The sequence below is a fragment of the Rhizobium tibeticum genome (assembly GCF_900110205.1).
Classification (GTDB): domain Bacteria; phylum Pseudomonadota; class Alphaproteobacteria; order Rhizobiales; family Rhizobiaceae; genus Rhizobium; species Rhizobium tibeticum.
The window spans coordinates 142,160-164,637 of record NZ_FOCV01000002.1; the positions used below are offsets into that span (position 1 = coordinate 142,160).

The following is a 22,478-nucleotide window of genomic DNA, read 5'->3' on the forward strand; positions in this document are numbered from 1 at the left end:
ACCTGGTCCGTGTCGGTGATCGGGCAGCGTATATAGGCATTGCCGCGCCCGATCACAGTTCGTTTCGCATTATTACACTGACTTGCCAATATGGATTTTTTTCTGCAACAAGCAACAAAGGCGCCGACGCATGGTAAATCGACGTGTCCGAACGGCGCAGGAGCCCTAGATTTACGGGATCGCGCGTGCTCGCCACCCCCTGGAGGAATGAATGGACAGTTCGATGATCGCCGATCGCCGCAGGCTTCGCCGCAAGGTCGGTTTCTGGCGCGTCGTCGCGGTATTGCTGCTCGTGGTATTGGGCTTCGCTGCTTACCGGGTATTCCTTGGCGACATAGCAACCAGCCGGCCGCACGTCGCCCATGTGACCATTTCCGGGCTGATCACCGATGATGACGAGCTGCTGGAGCGGCTGAAAAAGATTGAAAAGAACGACGCGGTGAAGGCCGTCGTCGTCTCCATTTCCTCACCCGGCGGCACGACCTATGGCGGCGAGAGGGTCTTCAAGGCGATCCGCGCCATTGCCGCCAAGAAACCTGTTGTATCCGACGTGCGCACGCTGGCTGCTTCCGCCGGCTACATGATCGCGACCGCCGGCGACATGATTATTGCCGGAGACAGCTCGATCACCGGTTCGATCGGGGTGATCTTCCAATATCCGCAGGTCAAGCCGCTGCTCGACAAGATCGGCGTTTCAATCGAGGAGATCAAATCCTCACCGTTAAAGGCCGAGCCCTCGCCATTCCATCCGGCGAGCGACGAGGCCAAGGCCATGATCAACAATATGATTGTTGACAGCTATGGGTGGTTCGTCGATCTGGTCGCCGAGCGCCGCAAGCTGCCGCGCGAGGACGTGCAGAAGCTTGCCGATGGCACCATTTTCACGGGCCGCCAGGCACTCAAGGTCAAGCTGATCGACCAGATCGGCGGGGCTGACGATATCAGGGCCTACCTTGAGACACGCAAGGTCAGCAAGAGCTTGCCTGAGGTCGATTGGGACAAGAAGAGCAGCACGTCATTCCTGCTCGCAGACAGCGCGTCTCAGATCCTGACGCTGCTTGGCTACGACGATCTTGCCAAGGCTCGCGATCTCGGTGGAATCCTGCCGCAAAAGTTGCTCCTTGACGGGCTCCTTTCAGTTTGGCAGGTTGGCCATGACTGATAAGAAATCAATAATTTAAGGGGGCGAAAGTGATCAAGTCCGAACTGGTGCAGATAGTTGCAGCCCGCAACCCGCATCTTTACCATCGCGACGTCGAGAATATCGTCAACGCGGTGCTCGACGAGATCACCGACGCGCTTGCGGCGGGCAACCGCGTCGAGCTGCGCGGATTCGGTGCGTTCTCGGTAAAGAACCGCCCGTCCCGCTCAGGCCGCAACCCACGTACCGGCGATACCGTTTTCGTCGAGGAGAAGTGGGTTCCCTTCTTCAAGACCGGCAAGGAACTGCGCGAGCGCCTCAACCCGGGACAGGCCGACGAAGAGGATTGATCCTCGCCTGCATGGCAGCCTGCGGCAAGCCCGCACTTGAACTTGGCTCTTGGCCCACTATCCTGCTGACCAGATCAAAGCGCCGCGTCGACGACGGCGCGCGCTGAAATACGGAGGCCGAGCATGGCGAAGAAGATCACCAACCTTTTGATTTTTCTGCCACTTGGAATCATCTTCATCATCTTCTGCGTCGCCAACAGGCAAATCGTGACGCTCGCCTTCAATCCGTTCCGGCCGGATGACCAGGTCCTTTCCCTGTCGGCGCCGTTCTTCGTGTTCATTTTCATAACGCTGATCATCGGCATGTTGGTCGGGTCTGCTGCGACCTGGCTCACCCAGGGAAAATACCGCAAGCGTGCGCGCACCGAAGCCAAGGAAGCCGTTCGCTGGCAGACCGAGGCGGACCGCCACAAGACGCGGGCCGAGGAAATTGCGGGGCAGCTGCCGTCGAGGTGACGCGCCAGCCAGGGCCTAAAGGTTGGAGCGCGTCGACAAACCGGAGCGTGGCGCACAGGCTGAAATAAGGCCGAGCAAGCACTTGCAGCCATAGACCCAGCTTCATAGCTATATAAAATAGAACCCAGTGCACATCTGCTAGGCACAGTCGTTTCGCGACACACGCCCCGCGCCTTGCGAGGATGAGACCATGAATATCGACGAAATCCTGCGGTCAGTCGTGGCCGTTCGCTCCTCAATTCCGGAAGATGCCTTTACAGCCGGCACGCTCGGCACCCGCCGGGAAGGCAGCGGCGTCGTCATCAAGCCATCCGGACTGGTCCTCACCATCGGCTACCTGATCACCGAGGCCGAGGAAGTTTGGCTGACCACGCTTGACGGGCGCGTCATCGCAGCCCATCCGCTCGCCTATGACCAGGAGACCGGGTTCGGCCTGCTTCAGGCGCTGGGGGATATCGGCCTACCGGCATTGGAATTCGGTGATGGCGCCGGAGCCAGCCTCGGCGACCCTGTCGTGCTGGCGGATGGCATCGGCCAGTTCGTGGAAGCCAGGATCGTGGCAAAGCAGGAGTTCGCCGGCTATTGGGAATATCTGCTCGATGAGGCAATCTTTACCACACCCGCCCACCCGTCCTGGGGCGGGGCCGCACTCATTGATGCCGAAGGAAAGCTGCTCGGGATCGGTTCACTGCGCCTGCAGATGAGCCAGAACGACGAGATTGCCGATATCAACATGATCGTGCCGATCAACCTGCTTCCGCCAATTCTCGATGACCTCATGACGCGCGGCCGCGTCAACAAGCCGCCGCGACCGTGGCTCGGAGCCTTTTCCGCGGAGAGCAACGGCGATGTGGTTGTGATGAGCGTGGCTGACGGAAGCCCGGCGGCTCAGGCCGGCTTGCGGCGAGGCGACATCATTTCCGAGATCCGCGATGGCGAAGTCGATGGCCTTGCCGATTTCTACCGCAAGGTCTGGAGCAGCGGCCCGGCCGGCGCGGAAATCCCGATGCGGGTGCTGCGCGACGGCCGTGAGGCGTGGCTGCGCATCAGGTCCGCCGATCGCAACGCTTTTCTGAGGAAGCCGCAACTGCAATAGGCCTGCCAAGCTGAAGAACGATGCTAGACGGCCGGATAGAAACTCATCTCTTCATAGTCGCCCTCCGCTGACGTGCCCGATCCCGTGACGATGAAACCCTTGGAGCGATAAAAGGCGTTCGCGCGATCGTTTTTGACCAGGCATTTCAGCCGATACTTTTTATGTGGCCAACCCGGCAGCGCCGCAAGCAGGGCAGCGCCGATCCCCTGCCCTCGCCAGAATTTGCTGACATAAAGCATGTGAATGAAATCGTCCGGCGCCCACAGTGTCATGAAACCTGCGGCCTCGCCGTTCGGTGCCTCTGCGAGCCACAGATGTTCGCCCTGCATGTGGGCTTTGAAGTCCTCGTGGCGGAAGCTGGCGGGATCAACCCACACGAAGGTCTCGCGGCGGACAGCCAGATATATGTCGGCAAGTCGCTCCAAATCCGACTGACGTGGCGATCTGATGGTCCACTCTACGGATTGTGGCTTCGTCTGGACGGAGAAATCTGTCAATTCGGACCCTTATTCTGCGGCCTTGGCACTGACGGCAGCGTTGAAACTGGAAAAGAATTGCTGCGCCAGCTTCGTGGATGTCGAGTCGATCAATCGCGCGCCGAGCTGCGCGATCTTGCCACCAACCTGGGCTTTTGCCTCATACTGCAGGACCGTCTCGCCGCCGTCGTCCTTCAGCACCACATCGGCGCCCCCCTTGGCGAAACCGGCAATACCGCCTTTGCCCTCGCCCGAGATCGTATAGCTTTGCGGCGCCTTGATGTTGGATAACAAGACCTCGCCGTTGAACGTTGCAGAAACCGGACCGATTTTGACCTTCACCACCGCTGTCAGCTCGGTCGGAGATTTCATCTCCAGGCTCTGACAGCCCGGAATGCACTGCTTCAATACCTCAGGGTCGTTGAGCGCTGCCCATACGACATCCCGAGGAGCGGTAATCCGTTCTTCGCCGGTCAAGTCCATCCGAAATCCTCCCATTTCGACCTGCCTCAATTTATCACAGCCGGAAAGCGCTTTGCCAAGGTGAAACGGAATGCTATTTGCACGGGCTCTATCAAATTGAAACACGCGGAAGATCACGTGAGACAGAAAGAACGCCGGCCGGGCCTGAAATCCGCCGCCGGCCCCTCCGGCGCACGCCGCGCCGACGATCGAGGCACACGCCCGGCGAAGCCCGCGCCAGCCCGTGAGAAGGTGCGCGAACCGGCCTCCGTGCCTGTCGCCATCGACCGGCCGCTGATGGCGCGTACGGGCGAGCGTCCGGCCGAACGCGTGCCCGTCATCCTCGAATCCCTTGGCGCAGGCGACTTCCATCTGATCGACAGCGGCAACGGCGAAAAGCTGGAGCAATACGGTCCCTACCGGATCGTGCGCCCGGAAGGCCAGGCGCTGTGGCAGCCATCGTTGCCAAAGCAGGTCTGGGAAAAGGTCGATGCCGTCTTCACCGGCGATACCGACGAGGAAGGCACAGGGCGCTGGCGCTTTCCCAAGGAAGCGCTCGGCGAGACCTGGCCGCTCAATCTGCTCGGTGTGGATTTCTACGGCCGCTTCACGTCGTTCCGCCACGTCGGCGTCTTTCCCGAGCAGATCGTCCACTGGACCTGGATGAAGCAGCAGGTGGAGGCCGCCGGGCGGCCGCTGAAGGTGCTGAACCTCTTCGGCTACACCGGTGTCGCCTCCCTGGTTGCGGCAGCCGCCGGAGCGGAGGTCACGCATGTGGACGCTTCCAAGAAGGCAATCGGTTGGGCGCGCGAAAACCAGGCGCTGAGCCGGCTGGAGAAGGCGCCGATCCGCTGGATCTGCGAGGACGCGATGAAGTTCATCCTGCGCGAGGAACGCCGTGGTAACAGCTACGACATCATCCTGACCGACCCGCCGAAATTCGGCCGCGGACCGAATGGCGAGGTTTGGCATCTCTTCGAGCATCTGCCGCTGATGCTCGATATCTGCCGCGAGATCCTGTCTGCGAAGGCGGTTGGGCTGGTGCTCACGGCCTATTCGATCCGGGCGAGCTTCTATTCGATCCATGAACTGATGCGCGAGACGATGCGCGGCGCCGGCGGGGCCGTCGAATCCGGCGAGCTCGTCATTCGCGAGGCCGGACTGGACGGCAAAGCGCCGGGACGCGCACTCTCCACCTCCCTCTTCTCCCGCTGGGTGCCGAAATGAGCCATGAACACCGGGGCCACGGCCCGCATAAGGTCGGGCACGTCAAAGAGGTCACTTCGCTCGCCAATCCGATCATCAAAGACATCAAGGCGCTGACGAACAAGAAGTCGCGCGAAGAGAGCGGCACCTTCATGGCCGAGGGACTGAAGCTGGTGATCGATGCGATTGAGCTCGGCTGGACGATCCGCACGCTGGTTTACGCCAAGGCCGCCAAGGGCAAACCGCTGGTCGAGCAGATGGCGACAAAGACCGTCGCCTCCGGCGGGCTGGTGCTGGAGGTCAGCGAGAAGGTGATCTCCTCGATCACCCGGCGCGACAATCCGCAGATGGTGGTCGGCATCTTCGAAAGCCGCTGGAAGCCCCTCCGCGAGATCCACCCGAAGCAGGGTGAGACCTGGATCGCCCTCGACCGCGTGCGCGACCCCGGCAATCTCGGCACGATCATCCGCACAGCCGATGCTGCTGGTGCCTCCGGCGTGATCCTTGTCGGCGAGACGACCGATCCCTTCTCGCTGGAAACGGTGCGCGCCACCATGGGCTCGGTGTTTGCCGTTCCCGTCGCCCGCGCGACACCGGAAGAATTCATTTCGTGGAAGAAACATGCCGGCGTCTCCGTCGTCGCGACGCACCTGGCAGGCTCGGTCGACTACCGGACGATCGACTACAAGAAGAGGCCCATCGTGATCCTGATGGGCAACGAGCAGTCCGGCCTGCCAGAGCATCTTGCCAAGGAAGCCGACGCGCTTGCACGCATTCCGCAGCAGGGCCGCGCCGACTCGCTCAATCTTGCCGTCGCGAGCGCCGTCATGCTGTTCGAGGCGCGGCGCCATCTCCTCTCACTCGACGAGGCCAAATGACCGAACAGACGCTAGAACGCCCCACACTGTTTGCCCGCCCGTTGCCGATCCTGGTCTTCATCATCATCGCCGTCGTGCTCGACCAGATCGTCAAGATCGTCGTCGACCATACGCTGCCGCTGCAGGAGCCGGTGCATCTCATCCCGATGTTGGCCCTCTACCGGACCTACAATCTCGGCGTCGCCTTCTCCATGCTGTCGGGCATGGATGGCTGGTTTATCGTCGGCATGCGCCTGATCATCGTCGCTTTCGTCATCTGGCTCTGGCATCGCACCGGCAAGCAACGCACCTTCGCCCATCTCGGCTATGCGCTGATCATCGCCGGCGCGCTTGGCAACCTGATCGATCGTTTCCTCTACGGTCACGTGATCGACTACATCCTGTTTCATACCGAAACATGGTCGTTCGCCGTCTTCAACCTGGCCGACAGTTTTATCACCATCGGCGCGGGATGCGTGATTCTGGATGAGCTGATACAACCTAAAAACGCAGACCGTTAAAATCTTAGCGGTTTGCTGAAGGCATTTGGAACCGCCGCCATGTTATCCGGCGGCCATGCAAGGTCTCGGTCAATTGCACGAAAGGCTTGCCGCCGCGTTCGGGTGGCCTACCGCTCATCGCGAAGGTGAGCGGGGTTCGGATGCTGCTGCTTATCAAACCGAGTTCGTTTCTCCGCAAGTCCAACGCAACCGCGTGGGCCGCAAGCTTCTGTCATGGTGGTTGGGCGGCCTTGGACTTGTTGCCGGCTCTGTCCTTGTCGCCATGGCGCAGGCGGGGGGGCCGTTGCTGCTTTCGATCGGCCTCGGCGTCGCCGCACTTGCCTTTATCGTGCTTCTCGCAATCCTTTCGACCGCCAGGCAGAGAAGTTCGAGGAAGTACCCCACCGGCGTCTCCTCTGCATGGACCCAGGGTGCGGCTCTCTTTGCCGATATCCATGACGCGCTTGGCGACATTACCGTCACGCGCCACATGGATCGGCGCATCGTCGGCACCAATGAGGCGTTTCGTCGGCTGACGGGCCGGCTCAATCCCGAGGGGCTAACCTGTGAGGAAATCGGCATCGCCTTTCGTCCCGGCACGGCGCCGCATCGCTTCGAGGTGGAGATTTCGACACCCGAGGGCCAGCGCATCTACTTCTGGCGTGATGTCGTTACCCGCGACCCGGCCGACGGACGGCTGCTGCTCCAGAGTATCGCTCGCGATGTCACCGAAGAACGGCTGACGGCACAAGCCCGCGAGGAGGCCCGGCAGAAAGCCGAATACAACAGTGCCGCCAAATCGCGCCTGCTTGCCACCGTCAGCCATGAGATCCGCACGCCGCTATCCGGCATCCTCGGCATGACGCATCTGCTGACCGAAACCCGACTGACGCAGGAACAGCAGAACTATCTCACAGGCATCCGCCAATCCGGCTATGCATTGACACAGCTGGTCGAAGACCTTCTTGACTTCTCGACTATCGAGGTTGGTCGTTTCCAGCTGCGTCCGCGGGCGGAATCGCTTCGCAAGCTGCTTGAGAGCGTCGTCGAAATGCTCGCCCACCGCGCCCATGAAAAAGGTATCGAGATCGGGGCGACGGTTTCTTCCGAGTTGCCGGAACTCATGAGCTTCGATCCGGCGCGCCTGCGTCAGGTCCTCTTCAACGTCATCGGCAACGCCGTGAAATTCACGCAGGCGGGCGGCGTTTTCGTGCGGGCATCGCTGCAGGGCAACGACGTCCTGATCAGCGTCACCGACACCGGGCCCGGCATGACCGCGGAAGAACAGAACCGCATCTTCGGCGAGTTCGAGCAGGGTGGAACGCCGATCGAGAAGAGCGCCGGGACGGGTCTTGGCCTCTCGATTTCCGCCCGTATCATGCGCGAGTTCGGCGGCTCGCTTACGGTGGCCAGCGAGAAAGGAACCGGCAGCGAATTCAGCATCCGGTTCCCGATCGACATTCCGGAGGAAGGCCGTGGTCGCCACAACGCCGTGCTTGCCGGCAGCGTCGTGCTGCTGCTGGCGCCTGCCGGTGCGGCGCGCATGGCGATATCAGAGACGATCGCAACGCTCGGCGGCGATTGCCACCTGGTGACAGATGGCACGAGCGCGCATGACATGTTGCTCGCCATGGCGTCGCGCGGCCGCCGGCCGACTGACATCATCGTCGACCACCGCATGTCGGCAGAGTTCGCCGACCACCTCGCCGACCGTGCCGAGATCGCGGCACTCGGTCTGCGCAAGATCTTCCTGGTCAACCCCGAAGAGCGCAACGCCCATCCCCTCGACCTGTTCGACGCCTGGCTGATACGGCCGCTGCGCGAACAGTCGCTGATCGACGTGCTGCGTGGGCGGATGCGCGGGATGGAAAAGCGCGATGCGTTGAACGACAACCAGCCCGGGTTCAGCGTCTCCATCCCCGAAGCCGGGCTCCAGGGCGGGCTGCGCATTCTGCTCGCGGAAGATGACCCGATCAACGCTATGCTCATTCGGGCAATGCTCGAAAAGGCCGGCCATACCGTCGAGCACGTCGAACATTTCGAAACGCTTCTCGACCGTGCGCTATCAGAGCGAAGCGTGCGCCCCGATATCGTGATCAGCGATCTTTCCATGCCGGGCGGCGACGGTATCGATATGCTTGGCCGGCTACGCGGCCATGAGCGCCGACTCGATGTTCCGCCCGTCCCGATCATTGTACTGACCGCCGACAAGCGCGACGAATCCCGTAGACAAGTCTTGCTGAATGGTGCAAACCGCGTCATGGTAAAGCCGGTTGACCCGATAAGGTTGCTGACGGAAGTCCAAGCTGTTGCTGCGCTTTCGGCCCGCCGCGCGGAAGCGCGGTAGCCATCAAACAACCGGCACGCTTCTTGCGTGTGGCGGTTGTATGATGTCACTTTCCTGTCGCATATAAGTGTTTTATGGCGTGTCAAAAGCCGGCAACGGGAGAATCGCCATGTCAGTAGACGCTTTCAATAGTGCCGTCGCCGAGGTCCATCGGCCGTCGAGCCCGCTTGCGCCGAAGGAAGGCGATATCCTCGGCCGTATCGGCAGTCTTGAGACCCGCCTTGCCCGCACGGCCAGCGAGATCGATGCCGCCCAGGCCGTCCGCTTCCGAGTCTTCGTCGAAGAGATGGGTGCACAGCTTTCGCCGGAAGCCATGCGCCGCAAGCGCGATTTCGATGCCTACGACGCGTTCTGCGATCATCTGCTCGTGCTCGATCGCTCGATCGAGGGCGACAGCGAGGACCAGATCGTTGGCACCTATCGCCTGCTGCGACAGGAAGTCGCGATGGCGAACGGCGGCTTTTACTCGGCTTCGGAATTCGCCATCGACGAGCTGCTTGCCCGCCACCCGGATAAGCGGTTCATGGAACTCGGCCGCTCCTGCGTGCTGCCCGACTACCGCACCAAGCGCACCGTCGAGCTCCTGTGGCAGGGGAACTGGGCCTATGCGCTGAAGCATGGCATGAGTGCCATGTTCGGCTGCGCCTCCTTCCCGGGCATCCACCCGGAAAGCCATGCTCTGGCGCTGTCCTTCCTACATCACAACGTTGCCGCCAAGGATGAGTGGGCCGTAACCGCGCTTCCGCACCTTGCCCGTGACATGGATCTGATGCCGGCAGAAGCGGTCAACCCGAAGCGGGCGCTGATGGCGCTACCGCCGCTGATCAAGGGTTATCTCCGCCTCGGCGCGATGGTCGGTTCGACTGCCGTGGTCGACAAGGCCTTCAATACGACAGACGTTCTGATCGTCCTGCCGATCGCCAGCATTTCCGATCGCTACCTGAACTATTACGGCGCCGATGCCGGGCGGTTCGCGAGCTGATTTTCCACCGACGGAAAGATGGAGCGAGAGGCTGCCTCCCGCTCCGCCTCCGTTTACGATCCTGCCGTATAAGCTGCGATCGCGGCCATATTGACGATGTCGGAATCCTTCGCGCCCATCGAGGTGATCTGAACCGCCTTGTCGAGGCCGACGAGGATCGGGCCGATCACAGTCGAACCGCCGAGTTCCTGCAGCATCTTCGTGGAGATCGAGGCCGAGTGGAAGGCCGGCATCACGAGTACGTTGGCCGGGCCGGACAGGCGGCAGAACGGATACTGCTCCATCACCTTGCGGTTCAGCGCCACATCGGCGGCCATTTCGCCGTCATACTCAAAATCGACGCGGCGCTTGTCGAGGATCTTCACGGCCTCGCGCACGCGCTCCGAGCGCTCGCCGGATGGATGGCCGAAGGTCGAATAGGCAAGCATGGCGACGCGCGGCTGATAACCCATGCGGCGCGCGAAGCCTGCCGCTTCCACGGCGATGTCGGCAAGTTCTGCCGCCGACGGCATGTCGTGGACGGCAGTATCCGCAACGAAGACGGTGCGGCCTCGGCAAAGTGCAACCGACACACCGATCACCTGATGCCCCGGCTTCATGTTGATGCAGCGGCGCACATCTTCGAGCGCGGTCGAATAGTTACGGGTGATGCCGGTGACCATCCCGTCCGCATCGCCAAGCGCCACCATGCACGCGGCGAAGTGGTTGCGATCCTGGTGTATCAGGCGCTGGGCGTCGCGATGCAGGTAGCCCTTACGCTGCAGGCGCGCATAGAGATAGTCGATATAGACGTCGACGCGGGTGGAAATACGCGCATTGACGATTTCCAGTCCCGGCCGGTTGAGATCGATGCCGGCGCGTTCGGCGGTCGCGTGAATCAGGTCCTCACGGCCGAGCAGGATCGCTGTACCGAGCTGCTGGTTGGCATAGGACATTGCCGCACGCATGACCTGTTCTTCTTCGGCTTCGGCAAAGACCACCCGTTTCGGACGGCGGCGAACGCGCTCGTAAAGGCTTGCAAGCGTCGAGGCGATGGGATCGCGACGGGCAGAAAGTTCGCGGGCGTAGGTGGCCATGTCGGCGATCGGCCTGCGGGCGACGCCGCTGTCAATGGCGGCCTGTGCCACGGCAACCGGGATCGCAGAGATCAAGCGCGGATCGAACGGCACCGGAATGATGTACTGGGCGCCGAAGCGCGGGCGGTTGCCCTGGTAGGCGGCAACGACATCATCCGGCACGTCTTCGCGGGCCAGGTTCGCGAGCGCCTGGACGGCGGCGATTTTCATGGCATCGTTGATCGTGGTGGCGCGAACATCCAGAGCGCCGCGGAAAATGTAGGGGAAGCCCAGGACGTTGTTGACCTGGTTCGGATAATCGGAGCGACCGGTCGCCATGATGGCGTCGTCGCGGATGCGGGCGACCTCTTCCGGGGTGATCTCCGGATCCGGATTGGCCATGGCGAAAATGATCGGCCGGTCCGCCATCGAGCGGATCATCTTTTCGGAGAAGGCGCCCTTCTGCGAAAGGCCGAGCACGACATCCGCGCCTTTCATGGCCTCTTCGAGCGTGCGCGCTTTGGTCTTGACCGCATGCGCCGACTTCCACTGGTTCATGCCTTCGGTGCGGCCCTGGTAGATCACGCCTTTGGTGTCGCAAAGGACGATGTTCTCAGCCACGAAGCCCATGGCCTTGATGAGCTCGACGCAGGCGATCGCGGCCGCACCCGCGCCATTGCAGACGAGCTTCGTCGTCTTCAGGTCGCGACCGGTCAACTCCAGCGCGTTGATAAGACCGGCGGCAGCAATGATCGCCGTGCCGTGCTGGTCGTCATGAAAAACCGGGATGTCCATCAGCTCGCGCAGGCGCTGCTCGATGATGAAACAGTCTGGCGCCTTGATGTCTTCGAGATTGATGCCGCCAAAGGACGGACCGAGGAAGCGCACGCAGTTGATGAACTCGTCGACATTTTCGGTATCGACTTCAAGATCGATGGAATCGACGTCGGCGAAGCGCTTGAAGAGCACCGCCTTTCCCTCCATGACCGGCTTGGAGGCCACTGCACCGAGATTGCCGAGACCGAGGATAGCCGTACCGTTGGAGATCACCGCGACCATGTTGCCGCGCGTGGTGTAGTCGTAGGCCGTGGCCGGATCGGCGGCGATCGCCTTCACCGGAACGGCAACGCCCGGCGAATAGGCAAGCGACAGATCGCGCTGGGTCGCCATCGGCTTCGTGGCGTTGATCTCCAGCTTTCCGGGCCGTCCCATGGCATGGAATTCAAGAGCCTCGTTGTCGGTCACTGATGTAACCGGCCGCTGCTTCTTCTCGGTATCGGGCATTTTTCCTCCAACGTCTTGTGGGTGACGCCTTGCTCTTCCTCAATCGCGGTTGTCATCTATAGCGGCGGGCGGCTAGGGTTGGCACCTCTTTTTTGGAAAAAAACTGCATCTCCGTGAACGAACGAATAGACACTGAAAGAGAAGCCTTTTCGGCTGCCGAGCTTGCTACGGAAGAAAGCCGTGCATCGGCGACGCCGATGATGGAGCAATTCATCGAGATCAAGGCGAACACCCCTGACTCGCTGCTGTTCTATCGCATGGGCGATTTCTATGAGCTGTTCTTCGAGGATGCGCTGGAAGCATCCCGCGCGCTCGGCATCACGCTCACCAAGCGCGGCCAGCATATGGGGCAGGATATTGCCATGTGCGGCGTGCCGGTGCATGCAGCCGACGACTACCTGCAGAAGCTGATCGCCCTCGGCTTCCGCGTCGCCGTCTGCGAGCAAGTCGAAGACCCCGCCGAAGCCAAGAAACGCGGTTCGAAATCGGTGGTGAAGCGCGACGTCGTTCGCCTTGTCACGCCGGGCACGATCACCGAGGAAAAACTGCTCTCGCCGTCGGAATCGAACTATCTGATGGCACTCACCCGGATTCGCGGCAGCGCCGAGCCGTTGCTGGCGCTTGCCTGGATCGATATCTCGACGGGCATTTTCCGGCTCGCCGAGACCGAAGGCTCACGGCTGCTTGCCGATATCCTGCGCATCGATCCACGCGAACTCATCGTGCCGGACACGATCTTTCACGATCCCGAGCTGAAGCCTGTCTTCGACGTGCTCGGCCGCACCGCCGTTCCGCAGCCGGCCGTGCTGTTCGACAGCGCCACAGCGGAAGGGCGGATTGCACGTTATTTTGGTGTCTCGACGCTCGACGGCTTCGGCACCTTCTCGCGCGCCGAGCTTGCCGCTGCCGCTGCAGCCGTCGCCTATGTCGAGAAGACGCAGATCGCCGAACGGCCGCCGCTTGGGCGGCCGGAGCGCGAGAGCGCCGCTTCCACGCTCTTCATCGATCCGGCGACCCGCGCCAACCTGGAACTTGCCCGCACGCTGTCAGGCGATCGCAATGGTTCTCTGTTGAAAGCAATCGACCGCACCGTGACCGGCGGCGGTGCGCGGCTGCTTGCCGAGCGGCTGATGTCGCCGCTGACCGACCCTGCGCGCATCAACGAGCGACTGGATTCGATCGGCTTCCTGATGGAGGAGCCGTCGCTCTGTGGCGACCTGCGCCACCACCTCAAGCATGTGCCCGATATGCCGCGCGCGCTCTCGCGCCTCGCGCTCGACCGTGGCGGGCCGCGCGACCTCGCCGCCATCCGCCAGGGCCTGAGTGCGGCGGGCGATCTCGCCCGATTGCTGGCCGAAGCCCTGCTGCCGGAAGAGCTGAGACTTGCGCTTTCGAGCCTCCAGGTCCTCCCCTCCAGTCTCGCAGCGCTGCTTTCGGAAACGCTCGGCGACGCGTTGCCGCTGTTGAAGCGCGACGGCGGCTTCCTGCGCGATGGCGCCAATGCCGAGCTCGACGAGGTCAGGGCGCTGCGTGACCAGTCCCGCCGTGTCATCGCCGGCCTGCAGCTGCAATATGCCGAGGAAACCGGCATCAAGTCGCTGAAGATCAAGCACAACAACATCCTCGGCTACTTCATCGAGGTCACCGCCGGCAATGCCGGACCGCTGACCGATACACCCGAAGCCAAGGGCCGGTTCATCCACCGCCAGACGATGGCGAATGCGATGCGGTTCACCACAACCGAGCTTGCCGACCTCGAAAGTCGGATTGCAAACGCTGCCGACAAGGCGCTCGCAATCGAGCTCGCCGCCTTCGACCACATGACATTCGCCGTCGTCGCCGAAGCGGAAGCAATCAAGGCGGGAGCCCGGGCGCTGGCAATCATCGACGTCGCCAGCGGCCTTGCCCTCCTTGCCGACGAGCAGGCCTATAGCCGGCCGCTGGTTGATGCCTCGAAGATGTTTGCGATCGAGGGCGGACGCCACCCCGTCGTCGAGCAGGCGCTGCGACGCCAATCGTCGGGCCCGTTCGTTGCCAATAATTGCGATCTGTCGCCTGTCGCCGACGGCAAGGATGGCGCGATCTGGTTGCTGACCGGCCCGAACATGGGCGGTAAATCGACCTTCCTGCGCCAGAACGCGTTGATTTCGGTCCTCGCGCAGATGGGCTCCTTCGTGCCGGCGACCTCCGCCCATATCGGCATCGTCGACCGTCTATTCTCCCGCGTCGGCGCCTCCGACGACCTTGCCCGCGGCCGCTCGACCTTCATGGTCGAGATGGTCGAAACGGCGGCGATCCTCAATCAGGCGACCGACCGCTCGCTTGTGATCCTCGACGAAATCGGCCGCGGCACGGCAACGTTCGATGGTCTTTCCATCGCCTGGGCAGCCGTCGAGCATCTGCATGAGGCCAATCGCTGCCGCGGCCTCTTCGCCACCCACTTCCATGAGCTGACCGTGCTGTCCGAAAAACTTGCCCGGCTATCGAACGCGACGATGCGGGTGAAGGAATGGGATGGCGACGTGATCTTCCTGCACGAGGTCGGTCCGGGTGCTGCCGATCGCTCCTACGGTATCCAGGTCGCCCGGCTTGCCGGCCTGCCGGCTTCCGTCGTGGCGCGCGCCCGCGACGTGCTGACGCGCCTGGAGGACGCCGACCGCAAGAACCCGGCAAGCCAGTTGATCGACGACCTGCCGCTGTTTCAGGTGGCGGTGCGTCGCGAGGACGCTAGTCGCGGCCCGTCGAAGGTGGAAGAAGCGTTGAAGGGCATGAGCCTCGATGACATGACCCCGCGCGAGGCGATGGAGGCACTCTACGACCTCAAGAAGAAGCTGCAGCGGAGCTAGCCGATGTTCATGGACCGGCTATTCAACGAGACGCAGAGGCTTGCGGCGATTTTCAGCGCACTCGAAGCATTGCGGCTTGCGGACGAGCGCGGCAATCCACGCGGCTGGGCCTCACCCTTTGGCCTGCTCCAGATCATCCGCTGTTGTGCCGGGATTCTGGAGCTTTCCTCCTGTGTCGCAAAGGCTGGCTACCGAGAATGTGACCGCGAGACGCTAGAGGAGATCGCCAGCGAGACGCGCAAGGTGCTCTATTCGGTGCAGGCGCAGGTGGCGGCCTGATTGCCGCATGCAGGCGGTTTCGGACGCGGCAACACCTTTTCGCCAAAATTAAAGGTTCTGCAGTATGAAAGCCCGTGTCATCGGCGGGCAAAGAGGCTATAGCGCATGCAGACGAAACGAGAGGCGCAGCAAGAAGCAGCTGTGCCGCGCGAACAGGAAGCCGCCCCGCGCATGGCGACGACGAACGACATCGATTTCTCCGATATCCTCGACACCGACTATCTGCTGACGATGTGCGACGCTGTGACGGAGGCCAACAAAACGCGGCCTGACGTCATGCGATCCGATCTGTTGGCCATTCTCAAGAAGGCAAGCGGGGAGGGTCGTCAGAAGGCACGCACCCTGCTCTTGGCCGACGGCAGCGGCATCAATTGCGCCCGCCGCATCTCCTGGCTACAGGACCAAATCATCACGGTTCTCTACGAATTCGTCTGCACCCATGTCTTCCCACAGCAGAAGGACAAGTTCGCCGTCACCGCTGTCGGCGGCTATGGCCGCGATACGCTGGCCCCGGGTTCCGACATCGACCTCCTGTTCCTGTTCCAGCCGAAACCGGCGGAGGAGACACACAAGGCGGTCGAATTCATGCTCTACGTCCTCTGGGACATGGGCCTCAAGGTCGGCCACGCCACGCGTACCCTGGAAGAGTGCATCGCGCTGTCGAAGTCCGACATGACGATTCGCACGGCGATCCTCGAGATGCGCTATATCTGCGGCCTGCGCGCGCTGGAAACGCAACTGGAGTCGCGCTTCGACAAGGAAATCGTCACCGGCACCGGCCCGGAATTCATCGCCGCCAAACTTGCAGAGCGCGACGAACGGCATCGCAAGGCCGGCGACACGCGCTATCTCGTCGAGCCCAACGTCAAGGAGGGCAAGGGTGGCCTGCGCGACCTCCATACGCTCTTCTGGATCTCGAAATACTACTACCATGTCCGCGACACGGCCGAGCTTGTGCCGCTCGGCGTTCTCTCCAGGCACGAGTACCACGTCTTCCAGAAGGCGGACGACTTCCTTTGGGCGGTGCGCTGCCACATGCATTTCCTGACCGGAAAAGCAGAGGAACGGCTGTCCTTCGACATCCAGCGCGAGATTGCCGAGGCACTCGGATATCACTCGCGGCCCGGCCTTTCGGCCGTCGAGCGCTTCATGAAACACTACTTCCTCGTCGCCAAGGATGTCGGCGATCTGACGCGTATTCTCTGCGCGGCACTCGAAGACCAGCAGGCGAAGTCGACGCCGGGGCTGACCGGCGTCATCAGCCGCTTTGCGCATCGCAGCCGCAAGATCGCCGGCAGCACCGAGTTCGTCGAGGATCGCGGCCGCATCGCACTTGCCAGCCCCGATGTCTTCAAGCGCGACCCGATCAGCATCATCCGCCTCTTCCACGTCGCCGACATCAACGGCCTGGAATTCCATCCCGATGCGCTGAAGCGCGTCACCCGCTCGCTCAGCCTGATCGACAACAATCTGCGCGAAAACGACGAGGCAAACCGCCTCTTCATGTCGATCCTGACCTCGAAACGCGATCCGGCGCTGATCCTTCGCCGGATGAACGAAGCCGGCGTGCTCGGCCGCTTCATCCCAGAATTCGGCAAGATCGTCGCAATGATGCAGTTCAACATGTACCATCACTATACGGTGGACGAGCATCTGATCCGCACCCTCGACGTGCTGTCAGAGATCGACAAGGGCAAGGCCGACGACCTGCATCCGCTCGCCAACAAGCTGATGCCCGGCATCGAGGACCGCGAGGCGCTTTATGTCGCCGTGCTGCTGCACGACATAGCCAAGGGCCGCCAGGAAGACCACTCGATCGCCGGCGCCCGTGTCGCTCGCAAGCTCTGCGCCCGCTTCGGCCTGTCGCAGAAGCAGACGGAGATGGTCGTCTGGCTGATCCAGGAACATCTGGCGATGTCGATGGTCGCCCAGACCCGCGACCTCACCGACCGCAAGACGATTATCGACTTTGCCGATGTCGTGCAGTCGCTCGAACGCCTGAAGATGCTGCTGATCCTGACGATCTGCGACATCCGCGCCGTCGGACCGGGCGTGTGGAACGGCTGGAAGGGTCAGCTGCTGCGCACGCTCTACTATGAAACCGAACTGCTGCTTGCCGGTGGCTTCTCGGAGGTGTCTCGCAAGGAGCGCGCCAACTTCGCAGCCGAAGCACTCTTCAACGCGCTCTCCGACTGGAGCCAGAAGGACCGCAAGATCTACAGCAAGCTGCACTATCAGCCCTATCTGCTCTCCGTTCCCCTGGAGGACCAGGTGCGTCATGCCGGCTTCATCCGCCAGGCCGACAAGGCCGGTCAGGCGCTGGCGACCATGGTGCGCACAGACAGCTTCCATGCGATCACCGAGATAACCGTGCTATCGCCTGACCATCCGCGGCTGCTCGCCGTCATCGCCGGCGCTTGCGCTGCGGCCGGCGCCAACATCGTCGATGCGCAGATCTTCACGACCTCGGACGGCCGCGCGCTCGACACAATCCATGTCAGCCGCGAATTCAAGGACGATGCCGACGAGCTGCGTCGCGCCGGCACCATCGGGCGGATGATCGAGGACGTGCTTTCCGGCCGCAAGCGCCTGCCAGAAGTGATCGCGACCCGCACCAAGAACCGCAAAAAGAGCAAGGCCTTCGTCATTCCCCCGTCGGTCAACATCTCCAACAGCCTGTCGAACAAATTCACCGTCATCGAGGTCGAATGCCTCGACCGGACAGGCCTGCTGTCGGAAATCACGGCGGTTCTCTCGGATCTTTCGCTCGATATTCAGTCGGCCCGCATCACCACCTTCGGCGAGAAGGTCATCGATACCTTCTACGTGACCGACCTCGTCGGCCAGAAGATTTCGGGCGACAGCAAGCGCTCGAACATCACCGCGCGCCTCAAGGCGGTGATGGCCGAGGAGCAGGACGAGCTGCGCGAGCGCATGCCCTCCGGCATCATCGCGCCGCCGACCACGGCTCGCGCCGCGACGCAAACAGAAAAGAAGGCGGATTCGCCCGCATGAGCCCAAACGCATGAGCCTCGTCAAGAAATTTGCCACCGTCGGCGGCGCCACGCTCGGCAGCCGCATCTTCGGCTTTGCCCGTGAAACGCTGATGGCGGCCGCGCTCGGCACGGGTCCGATGGCCGACGTCTTCTACGCCGCCTTCCGCTTTCCGAACCTCTTCCGTCGCCTGTTTGCCGAAGGCGCGTTCAACGCCGCCTTCGTGCCGCTCTTTGCCAAGGAGATCGAGGCGCACGGCATCGACGGCGCCAAGCGCTTCTCCGAGGAAGTCTTCGGCGTGCTGTTTTCCGTGCTGCTGCTCATCACCATCGTCATGGAGCTCTGCATGCCGCTGCTCGTGCGCTTCGTCATCGCGCCGGGCTTTGCCGACGATGCGGAAAAATTCTCGATCACCGTGCGCATGGCGGCGGTGATGTTCCCCTATCTCATGTGCATGTCGCTGACGGCAATGATGAGTGGGATGCTGAACTCGCTGCATCATTTCTTCGCCGCAGCCATTGCGCCCATTTTCCTCAACGTGGTGATGATTGGCGCGCTGTTCTATTCGCTCTATATCGGCGCCGAACCGCTTCAGACCGCCTGGTACCTCTCATGGGGCGTGCTCGTAGCTGGCATCCTGCAACTCGTCGTCGTCTATCTCGGCGTCCTGCATGCCGGCATGAGCATCGGCCTTCGCTTTCCCCGCATCACGCCAAACGTCAAGCGGCTGCTGATCCTCGCAGTCCCTGCCGCCGTCACCGGCGGCATTACCCAGATCAACCAGATGATCGGGCAGGCGATCGCTTCCGCACGCGAAGGCGCGATCGCCGCACTTCAATATGCGGACCGCATCTACCAGCTGCCGCTCGGCGTCGTCGGTGTCGCGGTCGGCGTGGTGCTGCTGCCGGAATTGGCGCGTGCCTTGAAGGGCGGCCATCTGCGCGAGGCCGGAAACCTGCAGAACCGGTCGATCGAATTCGTGCTGTTCCTGACCATCCCGGCCGCCTTTGCACTCTGGATTCTCTCCGATGAGATCATCCGCGTGCTTTATGAGCGCGGCGCCTTCCATCAGGAAAACACCGCGATCGTCGGCTCCATCCTCGCCGTTTACGGCATCGGCCTACCTGCCTTCGTGCTGATCAAGGCGTTGCAGCCGGGCTTCTATGCGCGCGAGGACACCAAGACGCCGATGCGCTTTTCCGCTGTTGCCGTTGGCGTCAACTGCGCGACGGCGCTGACGCTCTTTCCGTTTCTCGGCGCTCCCGGCATTGCGGTTGCAGAAGCGACGGCAGGCTGGATCAGCACCGTACTTCTCTTCACCACGCTGCTGCGCCGCGGTCACCTCACCTGGGAATGGGCCTTGGCGCGACGCACGGCGCTGCTCGTCGTGTCCGCAGCCGTGATGGGGGGCGTGATCATGTACCTGCAGCACCGGTGGGAGCCGTGGCTTGCCTCAGGCGCACACCTGGCGACGAAGGTCGGCACACTCGGCCTTCTGATCATCATCGCCATGGCCGTTTACTTCGCGACGGCGTTCCTGATCGGTGGCGCAAACCTCGGCATGATCCGGCGCAACCTGAACCGCAAGCCCGCCGCAAAAGTGGACGGCTAGCGCTAGACCTCAGCAGTAGGTCCATCGTCGTTTGGGACCTATGTCCACATGGACGATGCCGTTGCAGTAACGGCCAATCCCGCCGATCCCTGGCGCCGACGCAGCGATCGCAATGATCGTTCGCTCCGATACGCCGGGGATTCGGATATCGGCGGCCGCGCAATGGCGATGTTGGGAGTGTGATCGCCCGCGCGCCCGCAACCCCGAGGTTACGATCGGGCGGCGGCCGGTCTTAGTGGCGATATAGGCAAGAATGCCGCGGAGTTGCGGCGGGAAGCAGTTCGCCTGAACGCTGACGGTCTGCAGAGAGTAGGCGAGCGTTTCCTTATGCTTGAGCGGCGGTATCGTCACTCTTCTGACATTCTGGGCGTCGGCACTGTCGAAACACGACAGACAGAACAGGCCGGCGAGTGCGATGGAAAATGCGGACTGCATGGTTCCCTCCCCTCGAAATACGCCGGAGCAGCCGGCGCAGCCTTTGGCGGATGGAACGCTCTCCCTAAAAATGGCCTTTTTGTGAAATTGTTTACCTTCCGTTACGGAACATCACCATATTCTACTGCTAATTGGCAGGTGAGAAGTACCTCAAAAGTAGTATAAAGTTCCCTTTCGTAAATTTGCGAGAGACATTCATAGAGGAAATTCGCATAGAGGAAATTCGTCACCGGTTTTCCCCGCCCTACGGCGCTTTCCTGCAATCGTGCCGTGCCATCTTCGGTCACACGGCAAGGTGTTGCGGCGGGACGGGACCGGCGCTGGATGATGGAGAACGCAAGCTCCTTCATCCGGGGTTGGGAAGCGGCCATATGCTTTTTCCTCTGGCGACGCAATTTCCAGAGCCCGGTCCGAGTGCAATGCAGGATCGAACCACGGGCCGGAACGACCGTATGAAGGTAAAGACGTGTTCACCAAACCGCCCCTTGACCGATCACCCGCCCTTGGCAACAACACGACGCCACAAATCGGAGCCACAATGTCCCAATCGCTTTTCCTCGTGACCCTTGTCGTCGACGATTACGACCGCGCCAAGGATTTCTATTGCGGCGCGCTCGGCTTCGATTGCCTTCAGGACGATAGACAGCCCGAGGGCAAGCGGTGGGTGGTGGTCAAGCCGAAGGGCGGCGACGGCGCAGCCTTCTTGCTTGCGCAGGCTGCCAACGCCCAGCAGAAGGCGGCGATCGGCAACCAGACCGGCGGGCGCGTCGGCTTCTTTCTCAAGAGCGACGATTTTGCCCGCGACCATGCATCGATGCTGGCCAAGGGCGTGCACTTTCTCGAGGCGCCGCGGCACGAGGTTTATGGGACGGTCGCCGTGTTTTCGGATCCTTACGGCAACACCTTCGACCTGATCGAACACGCCGCAGGCTGAACCCCTTGATTGCCCTGTCTTCCGCGTGCATAAGCGCGCCCGTTAGCAACATGGGTTACAAACCCTGGGGCCCTCCACCAGCCTAATCGAGGACATAATGAGCGAATTCAAGAAAGTCGTTTTCTCCGGCGTCCAGCCGACCGGCAATCTCCATCTTGGCAACTATCTCGGTGCGATCCGCAAATTCGTGGCGCTGCAGGAGGGCAACGACTGCATCTACTGTGTCGTGGATATGCACGCGTTGACGGCCCAGCTCGTCCATGAGGACATGCCGAACCAGATCCGTTCGATCGCCGCCGCCTTTATCGCGTCCGGCATCGATCCGGAAAGGCACATCGTTTTCAACCAGTCGGCCGTGCCGCAGCACGCCGAGCTCGCCTGGATCTTCAATTGCGTCGCGCGCCTCGGTTGGATGAACCGTATGACGCAGTTCAAGGACAAGGCCGGCAAGGACCGCGAGCAGGCCTCGCTCGGCCTCTACGCCTATCCGAGCCTGATGGCCGCTGACATTCTCGTTTACCGCGGCACGCATGTCCCGGTTGGCGACGACCAGAAGCAGCACCTTGAACTCGCCCGCGACATCGCCATGAAGTTCAACCTCGACTATGCGGGGCACATCCGCAAGACGGACTACGGCATTGACATCACCGTCGGCAATGAGCCGGTGCATGCCTATTTCCCGATGGTCGAGCCGCTGATCGATGGCCCGGCGCCGCGCGTCATGTCGCTTCGCGATGGCACCAAGAAGATGTCGAAGTCGGATCCATCCGATCTTTCGCGCATCAACCTGATGGACGACGAGGACGCGATCTCGAAGAAGATCCGCAAGGCCAAGACCGATCCGGAAGGCTTGCCTGGCGAGATCGACGGTCTCAAGGGTCGGCCGGAAGCCGACAATCTTGTCGGCATCTATGCAGCACTCGCCGACAGGTCGAAGGCTGACGTGCTTGCCGAATTCGGCGGCCAGCAGTTCTCGGTCTTCAAGCCGGCGCTCGTCGATCTCGCCGTCAACGTGCTCTCGCCGATCACCGCCGAGATGCGCCGCCTGATGTCGGACACCAGCCACATCGACGCGATCCTGCGCAACGGCGGCGAACGGGCACGGGCACGCGCCGAGGTGACGATGAAGGAAGTGCGCGACATCGTCGGCTTCCTGTACTGAGATA

General features: G+C 62.0%; 20 protein-coding genes. 15 read left to right on the plus strand and 5 right to left on the minus strand.

Annotation, left to right across the window (positions count from 1 at the left end; genetic code table 11):
• Positions 1-211 precede the first annotated feature (211 nt).
• From sppA to BSG20_RS02640, 4 genes are all read left to right on the plus strand, one after another.
• Positions 212-1,162, plus strand: a complete 951-nt coding sequence (gene sppA / locus BSG20_RS02625) for a signal peptide peptidase SppA (protein ID WP_072371448.1) — start codon at positions 212-214, stop codon at positions 1,160-1,162.
• A gap of 29 nt (positions 1,163-1,191) precedes the next feature.
• Positions 1,192-1,491 carry an integration host factor subunit beta gene (locus tag BSG20_RS02630; protein WP_003544934.1) on the plus strand — a complete coding sequence of 100 codons (300 nt, stop codon included), beginning with the start codon at positions 1,192-1,194 and terminating at the stop codon, positions 1,489-1,491.
• A gap of 123 nt (positions 1,492-1,614) precedes the next feature.
• On the plus strand, positions 1,615-1,947 hold the full coding sequence (locus BSG20_RS02635; protein ID WP_072371451.1) for a LapA family protein: 333 nt from the start codon (positions 1,615-1,617) through the stop codon (positions 1,945-1,947).
• Positions 1,948-2,137: 190 nt separating this feature from the next.
• Positions 2,138-3,043, plus strand: a complete 906-nt coding sequence (locus BSG20_RS02640; RefSeq protein ID WP_024314536.1) for a S1C family serine protease — start codon at positions 2,138-2,140, stop codon at positions 3,041-3,043.
• Between the two features lie 23 nt (positions 3,044-3,066).
• Here the strand turns inward: BSG20_RS02640 and BSG20_RS02645 are convergent, their stop codons facing one another.
• Together BSG20_RS02645 and BSG20_RS02650 are read right to left on the minus strand one after the other, a co-directional pair.
• Positions 3,067-3,540 (minus strand): GNAT family N-acetyltransferase, encoded by a 474-nt coding sequence (locus BSG20_RS02645; protein WP_072371455.1) that lies wholly within the window; start codon positions 3,538-3,540, stop codon positions 3,067-3,069.
• 9 nt (positions 3,541-3,549) lie between these two features.
• Positions 3,550-4,002 carry an SRPBCC family protein gene (locus tag BSG20_RS02650; RefSeq protein WP_072371457.1) on the minus strand — a complete coding sequence of 151 codons (453 nt, stop codon included), beginning with the start codon at positions 4,000-4,002 and terminating at the stop codon, positions 3,550-3,552.
• A 117-nt stretch (positions 4,003-4,119) separates the two neighbouring features.
• Here BSG20_RS02650 and BSG20_RS02655 point away from each other — a divergent pair, with 117 nt between their 5' ends.
• The 5 genes from BSG20_RS02655 to olsB all read left to right on the plus strand — a co-directional run bounded on the left by BSG20_RS02655 (position 4,120) and on the right by olsB (position 9,873).
• A complete protein-coding gene (locus BSG20_RS02655) occupies positions 4,120-5,208 on the plus strand; it encodes a class I SAM-dependent methyltransferase (RefSeq protein ID WP_072371459.1) in 1,089 nt (362 codons plus the stop codon).
• Positions 5,205-6,065 carry a TrmH family RNA methyltransferase gene (locus BSG20_RS02660; protein ID WP_072371461.1) on the plus strand — a complete coding sequence of 287 codons (861 nt, stop codon included), beginning with the start codon at positions 5,205-5,207 and terminating at the stop codon, positions 6,063-6,065. Before BSG20_RS02655 ends, BSG20_RS02660 begins: the two co-directional genes overlap by 4 nt.
• Positions 6,062-6,565, plus strand: a complete 504-nt coding sequence (gene lspA / locus BSG20_RS02665; RefSeq protein WP_024314531.1) for a signal peptidase II — start codon at positions 6,062-6,064, stop codon at positions 6,563-6,565. The genes BSG20_RS02660 and lspA overlap by 4 nt, the downstream gene beginning before the upstream one ends.
• Before the next feature lie 55 nt (positions 6,566-6,620).
• The gene (locus tag BSG20_RS02670; protein ID WP_072371464.1) at positions 6,621-8,891 is read left to right on the plus strand and encodes a hybrid sensor histidine kinase/response regulator; all 2,271 of its coding nucleotides are present in this window, start codon (positions 6,621-6,623) and stop codon (positions 8,889-8,891) included.
• Positions 8,892-9,000: 109 nt separating this feature from the next.
• Positions 9,001-9,873 (plus strand): l-ornithine N(alpha)-acyltransferase, encoded by an 873-nt coding sequence (olsB, locus tag BSG20_RS02675; RefSeq protein WP_072371467.1) that lies wholly within the window; start codon positions 9,001-9,003, stop codon positions 9,871-9,873.
• A gap of 53 nt (positions 9,874-9,926) precedes the next feature.
• Here the strand turns inward: olsB and BSG20_RS02680 are convergent, their stop codons facing one another.
• Entirely contained in the window at positions 9,927-12,212 is a 2,286-nt protein-coding gene (locus BSG20_RS02680; protein ID WP_072371470.1) for an NADP-dependent malic enzyme, read from the minus strand.
• A 113-nt stretch (positions 12,213-12,325) separates the two neighbouring features.
• Between BSG20_RS02680 and mutS the strand changes: the two genes are divergently transcribed.
• From mutS to murJ, 4 genes are all read left to right on the plus strand, one after another.
• Positions 12,326-15,058, plus strand: coding sequence for a DNA mismatch repair protein MutS (gene mutS, locus BSG20_RS02685; protein WP_072371473.1), 2,733 nt, complete (start codon positions 12,326-12,328; stop codon positions 15,056-15,058).
• Positions 15,059-15,061: 3 nt separating this feature from the next.
• Entirely contained in the window at positions 15,062-15,337 is a 276-nt protein-coding gene (locus BSG20_RS02690) for a hypothetical protein (protein ID WP_072371476.1), read from the plus strand.
• Between the two features lie 105 nt (positions 15,338-15,442).
• A complete protein-coding gene (locus tag BSG20_RS02695; RefSeq protein ID WP_072371479.1) occupies positions 15,443-18,352 on the plus strand; it encodes a [protein-PII] uridylyltransferase in 2,910 nt (969 codons plus the stop codon).
• A 10-nt stretch (positions 18,353-18,362) separates the two neighbouring features.
• Entirely contained in the window at positions 18,363-19,943 is a 1,581-nt protein-coding gene (gene murJ / locus BSG20_RS02700; protein ID WP_024314524.1) for a murein biosynthesis integral membrane protein MurJ, read from the plus strand.
• Between the two features lie 9 nt (positions 19,944-19,952).
• Here the strand turns inward: murJ and BSG20_RS02705 are convergent, their stop codons facing one another.
• Together BSG20_RS02705 and BSG20_RS02710 are read right to left on the minus strand one after the other, a co-directional pair.
• Positions 19,953-20,378 (minus strand): YcbK family protein, encoded by a 426-nt coding sequence (locus tag BSG20_RS02705; RefSeq protein ID WP_072371482.1) that lies wholly within the window; start codon positions 20,376-20,378, stop codon positions 19,953-19,955.
• 101 nt (positions 20,379-20,479) lie between these two features.
• Entirely contained in the window at positions 20,480-20,749 is a 270-nt protein-coding gene (locus BSG20_RS02710) for a hypothetical protein (RefSeq protein WP_072371485.1), read from the minus strand.
• A gap of 167 nt (positions 20,750-20,916) precedes the next feature.
• Between BSG20_RS02710 and BSG20_RS02715 the strand changes: the two genes are divergently transcribed.
• The gene (locus tag BSG20_RS02715; RefSeq protein ID WP_072371488.1) at positions 20,917-21,312 is read left to right on the plus strand and encodes a VOC family protein; all 396 of its coding nucleotides are present in this window, start codon (positions 20,917-20,919) and stop codon (positions 21,310-21,312) included.
• A gap of 97 nt (positions 21,313-21,409) precedes the next feature.
• Positions 21,410-22,474 (plus strand): tryptophan--tRNA ligase, encoded by a 1,065-nt coding sequence (gene trpS / locus BSG20_RS02720; RefSeq protein WP_072371490.1) that lies wholly within the window; start codon positions 21,410-21,412, stop codon positions 22,472-22,474.
• Positions 22,475-22,478 lie beyond the last annotated feature (4 nt).

Coding starts and splice junctions, on each gene's coding strand:
- murJ (WP_024314524.1), top strand. CDS start 18,363: ATGAGCCTCGTCAAGAAATTTGCCACCGTCGGCGGCGCCACGCTCGGC.
- BSG20_RS02640 (WP_024314536.1), top strand. CDS start 2,138: ATGAATATCGACGAAATCCTGCGGTCAGTCGTGGCCGTTCGCTCCTCA.
- BSG20_RS02635 (WP_072371451.1), top strand. CDS start 1,615: ATGGCGAAGAAGATCACCAACCTTTTGATTTTTCTGCCACTTGGAATC.
- BSG20_RS02680 (WP_072371470.1), bottom strand. CDS start 12,212: ATGCCCGATACCGAGAAGAAGCAGCGGCCGGTTACATCAGTGACCGAC.
- olsB (WP_072371467.1), top strand. CDS start 9,001: ATGTCAGTAGACGCTTTCAATAGTGCCGTCGCCGAGGTCCATCGGCCG.
- lspA (WP_024314531.1), top strand. CDS start 6,062: ATGACCGAACAGACGCTAGAACGCCCCACACTGTTTGCCCGCCCGTTG.
- BSG20_RS02715 (WP_072371488.1), top strand. CDS start 20,917: ATGTCCCAATCGCTTTTCCTCGTGACCCTTGTCGTCGACGATTACGAC.
- trpS (WP_072371490.1), top strand. CDS start 21,410: ATGAGCGAATTCAAGAAAGTCGTTTTCTCCGGCGTCCAGCCGACCGGC.
- BSG20_RS02705 (WP_072371482.1), bottom strand. CDS start 20,378: ATGCAGTCCGCATTTTCCATCGCACTCGCCGGCCTGTTCTGTCTGTCG.
- BSG20_RS02660 (WP_072371461.1), top strand. CDS start 5,205: ATGAGCCATGAACACCGGGGCCACGGCCCGCATAAGGTCGGGCACGTC.
- BSG20_RS02670 (WP_072371464.1), top strand. CDS start 6,621: ATGCAAGGTCTCGGTCAATTGCACGAAAGGCTTGCCGCCGCGTTCGGG.
- sppA (WP_072371448.1), top strand. CDS start 212: ATGGACAGTTCGATGATCGCCGATCGCCGCAGGCTTCGCCGCAAGGTC.
- BSG20_RS02695 (WP_072371479.1), top strand. CDS start 15,443: ATGCAGACGAAACGAGAGGCGCAGCAAGAAGCAGCTGTGCCGCGCGAA.
- BSG20_RS02690 (WP_072371476.1), top strand. CDS start 15,062: ATGTTCATGGACCGGCTATTCAACGAGACGCAGAGGCTTGCGGCGATT.
- BSG20_RS02710 (WP_072371485.1), bottom strand. CDS start 20,749: ATGGCCGCTTCCCAACCCCGGATGAAGGAGCTTGCGTTCTCCATCATC.
- BSG20_RS02650 (WP_072371457.1), bottom strand. CDS start 4,002: ATGGACTTGACCGGCGAAGAACGGATTACCGCTCCTCGGGATGTCGTA.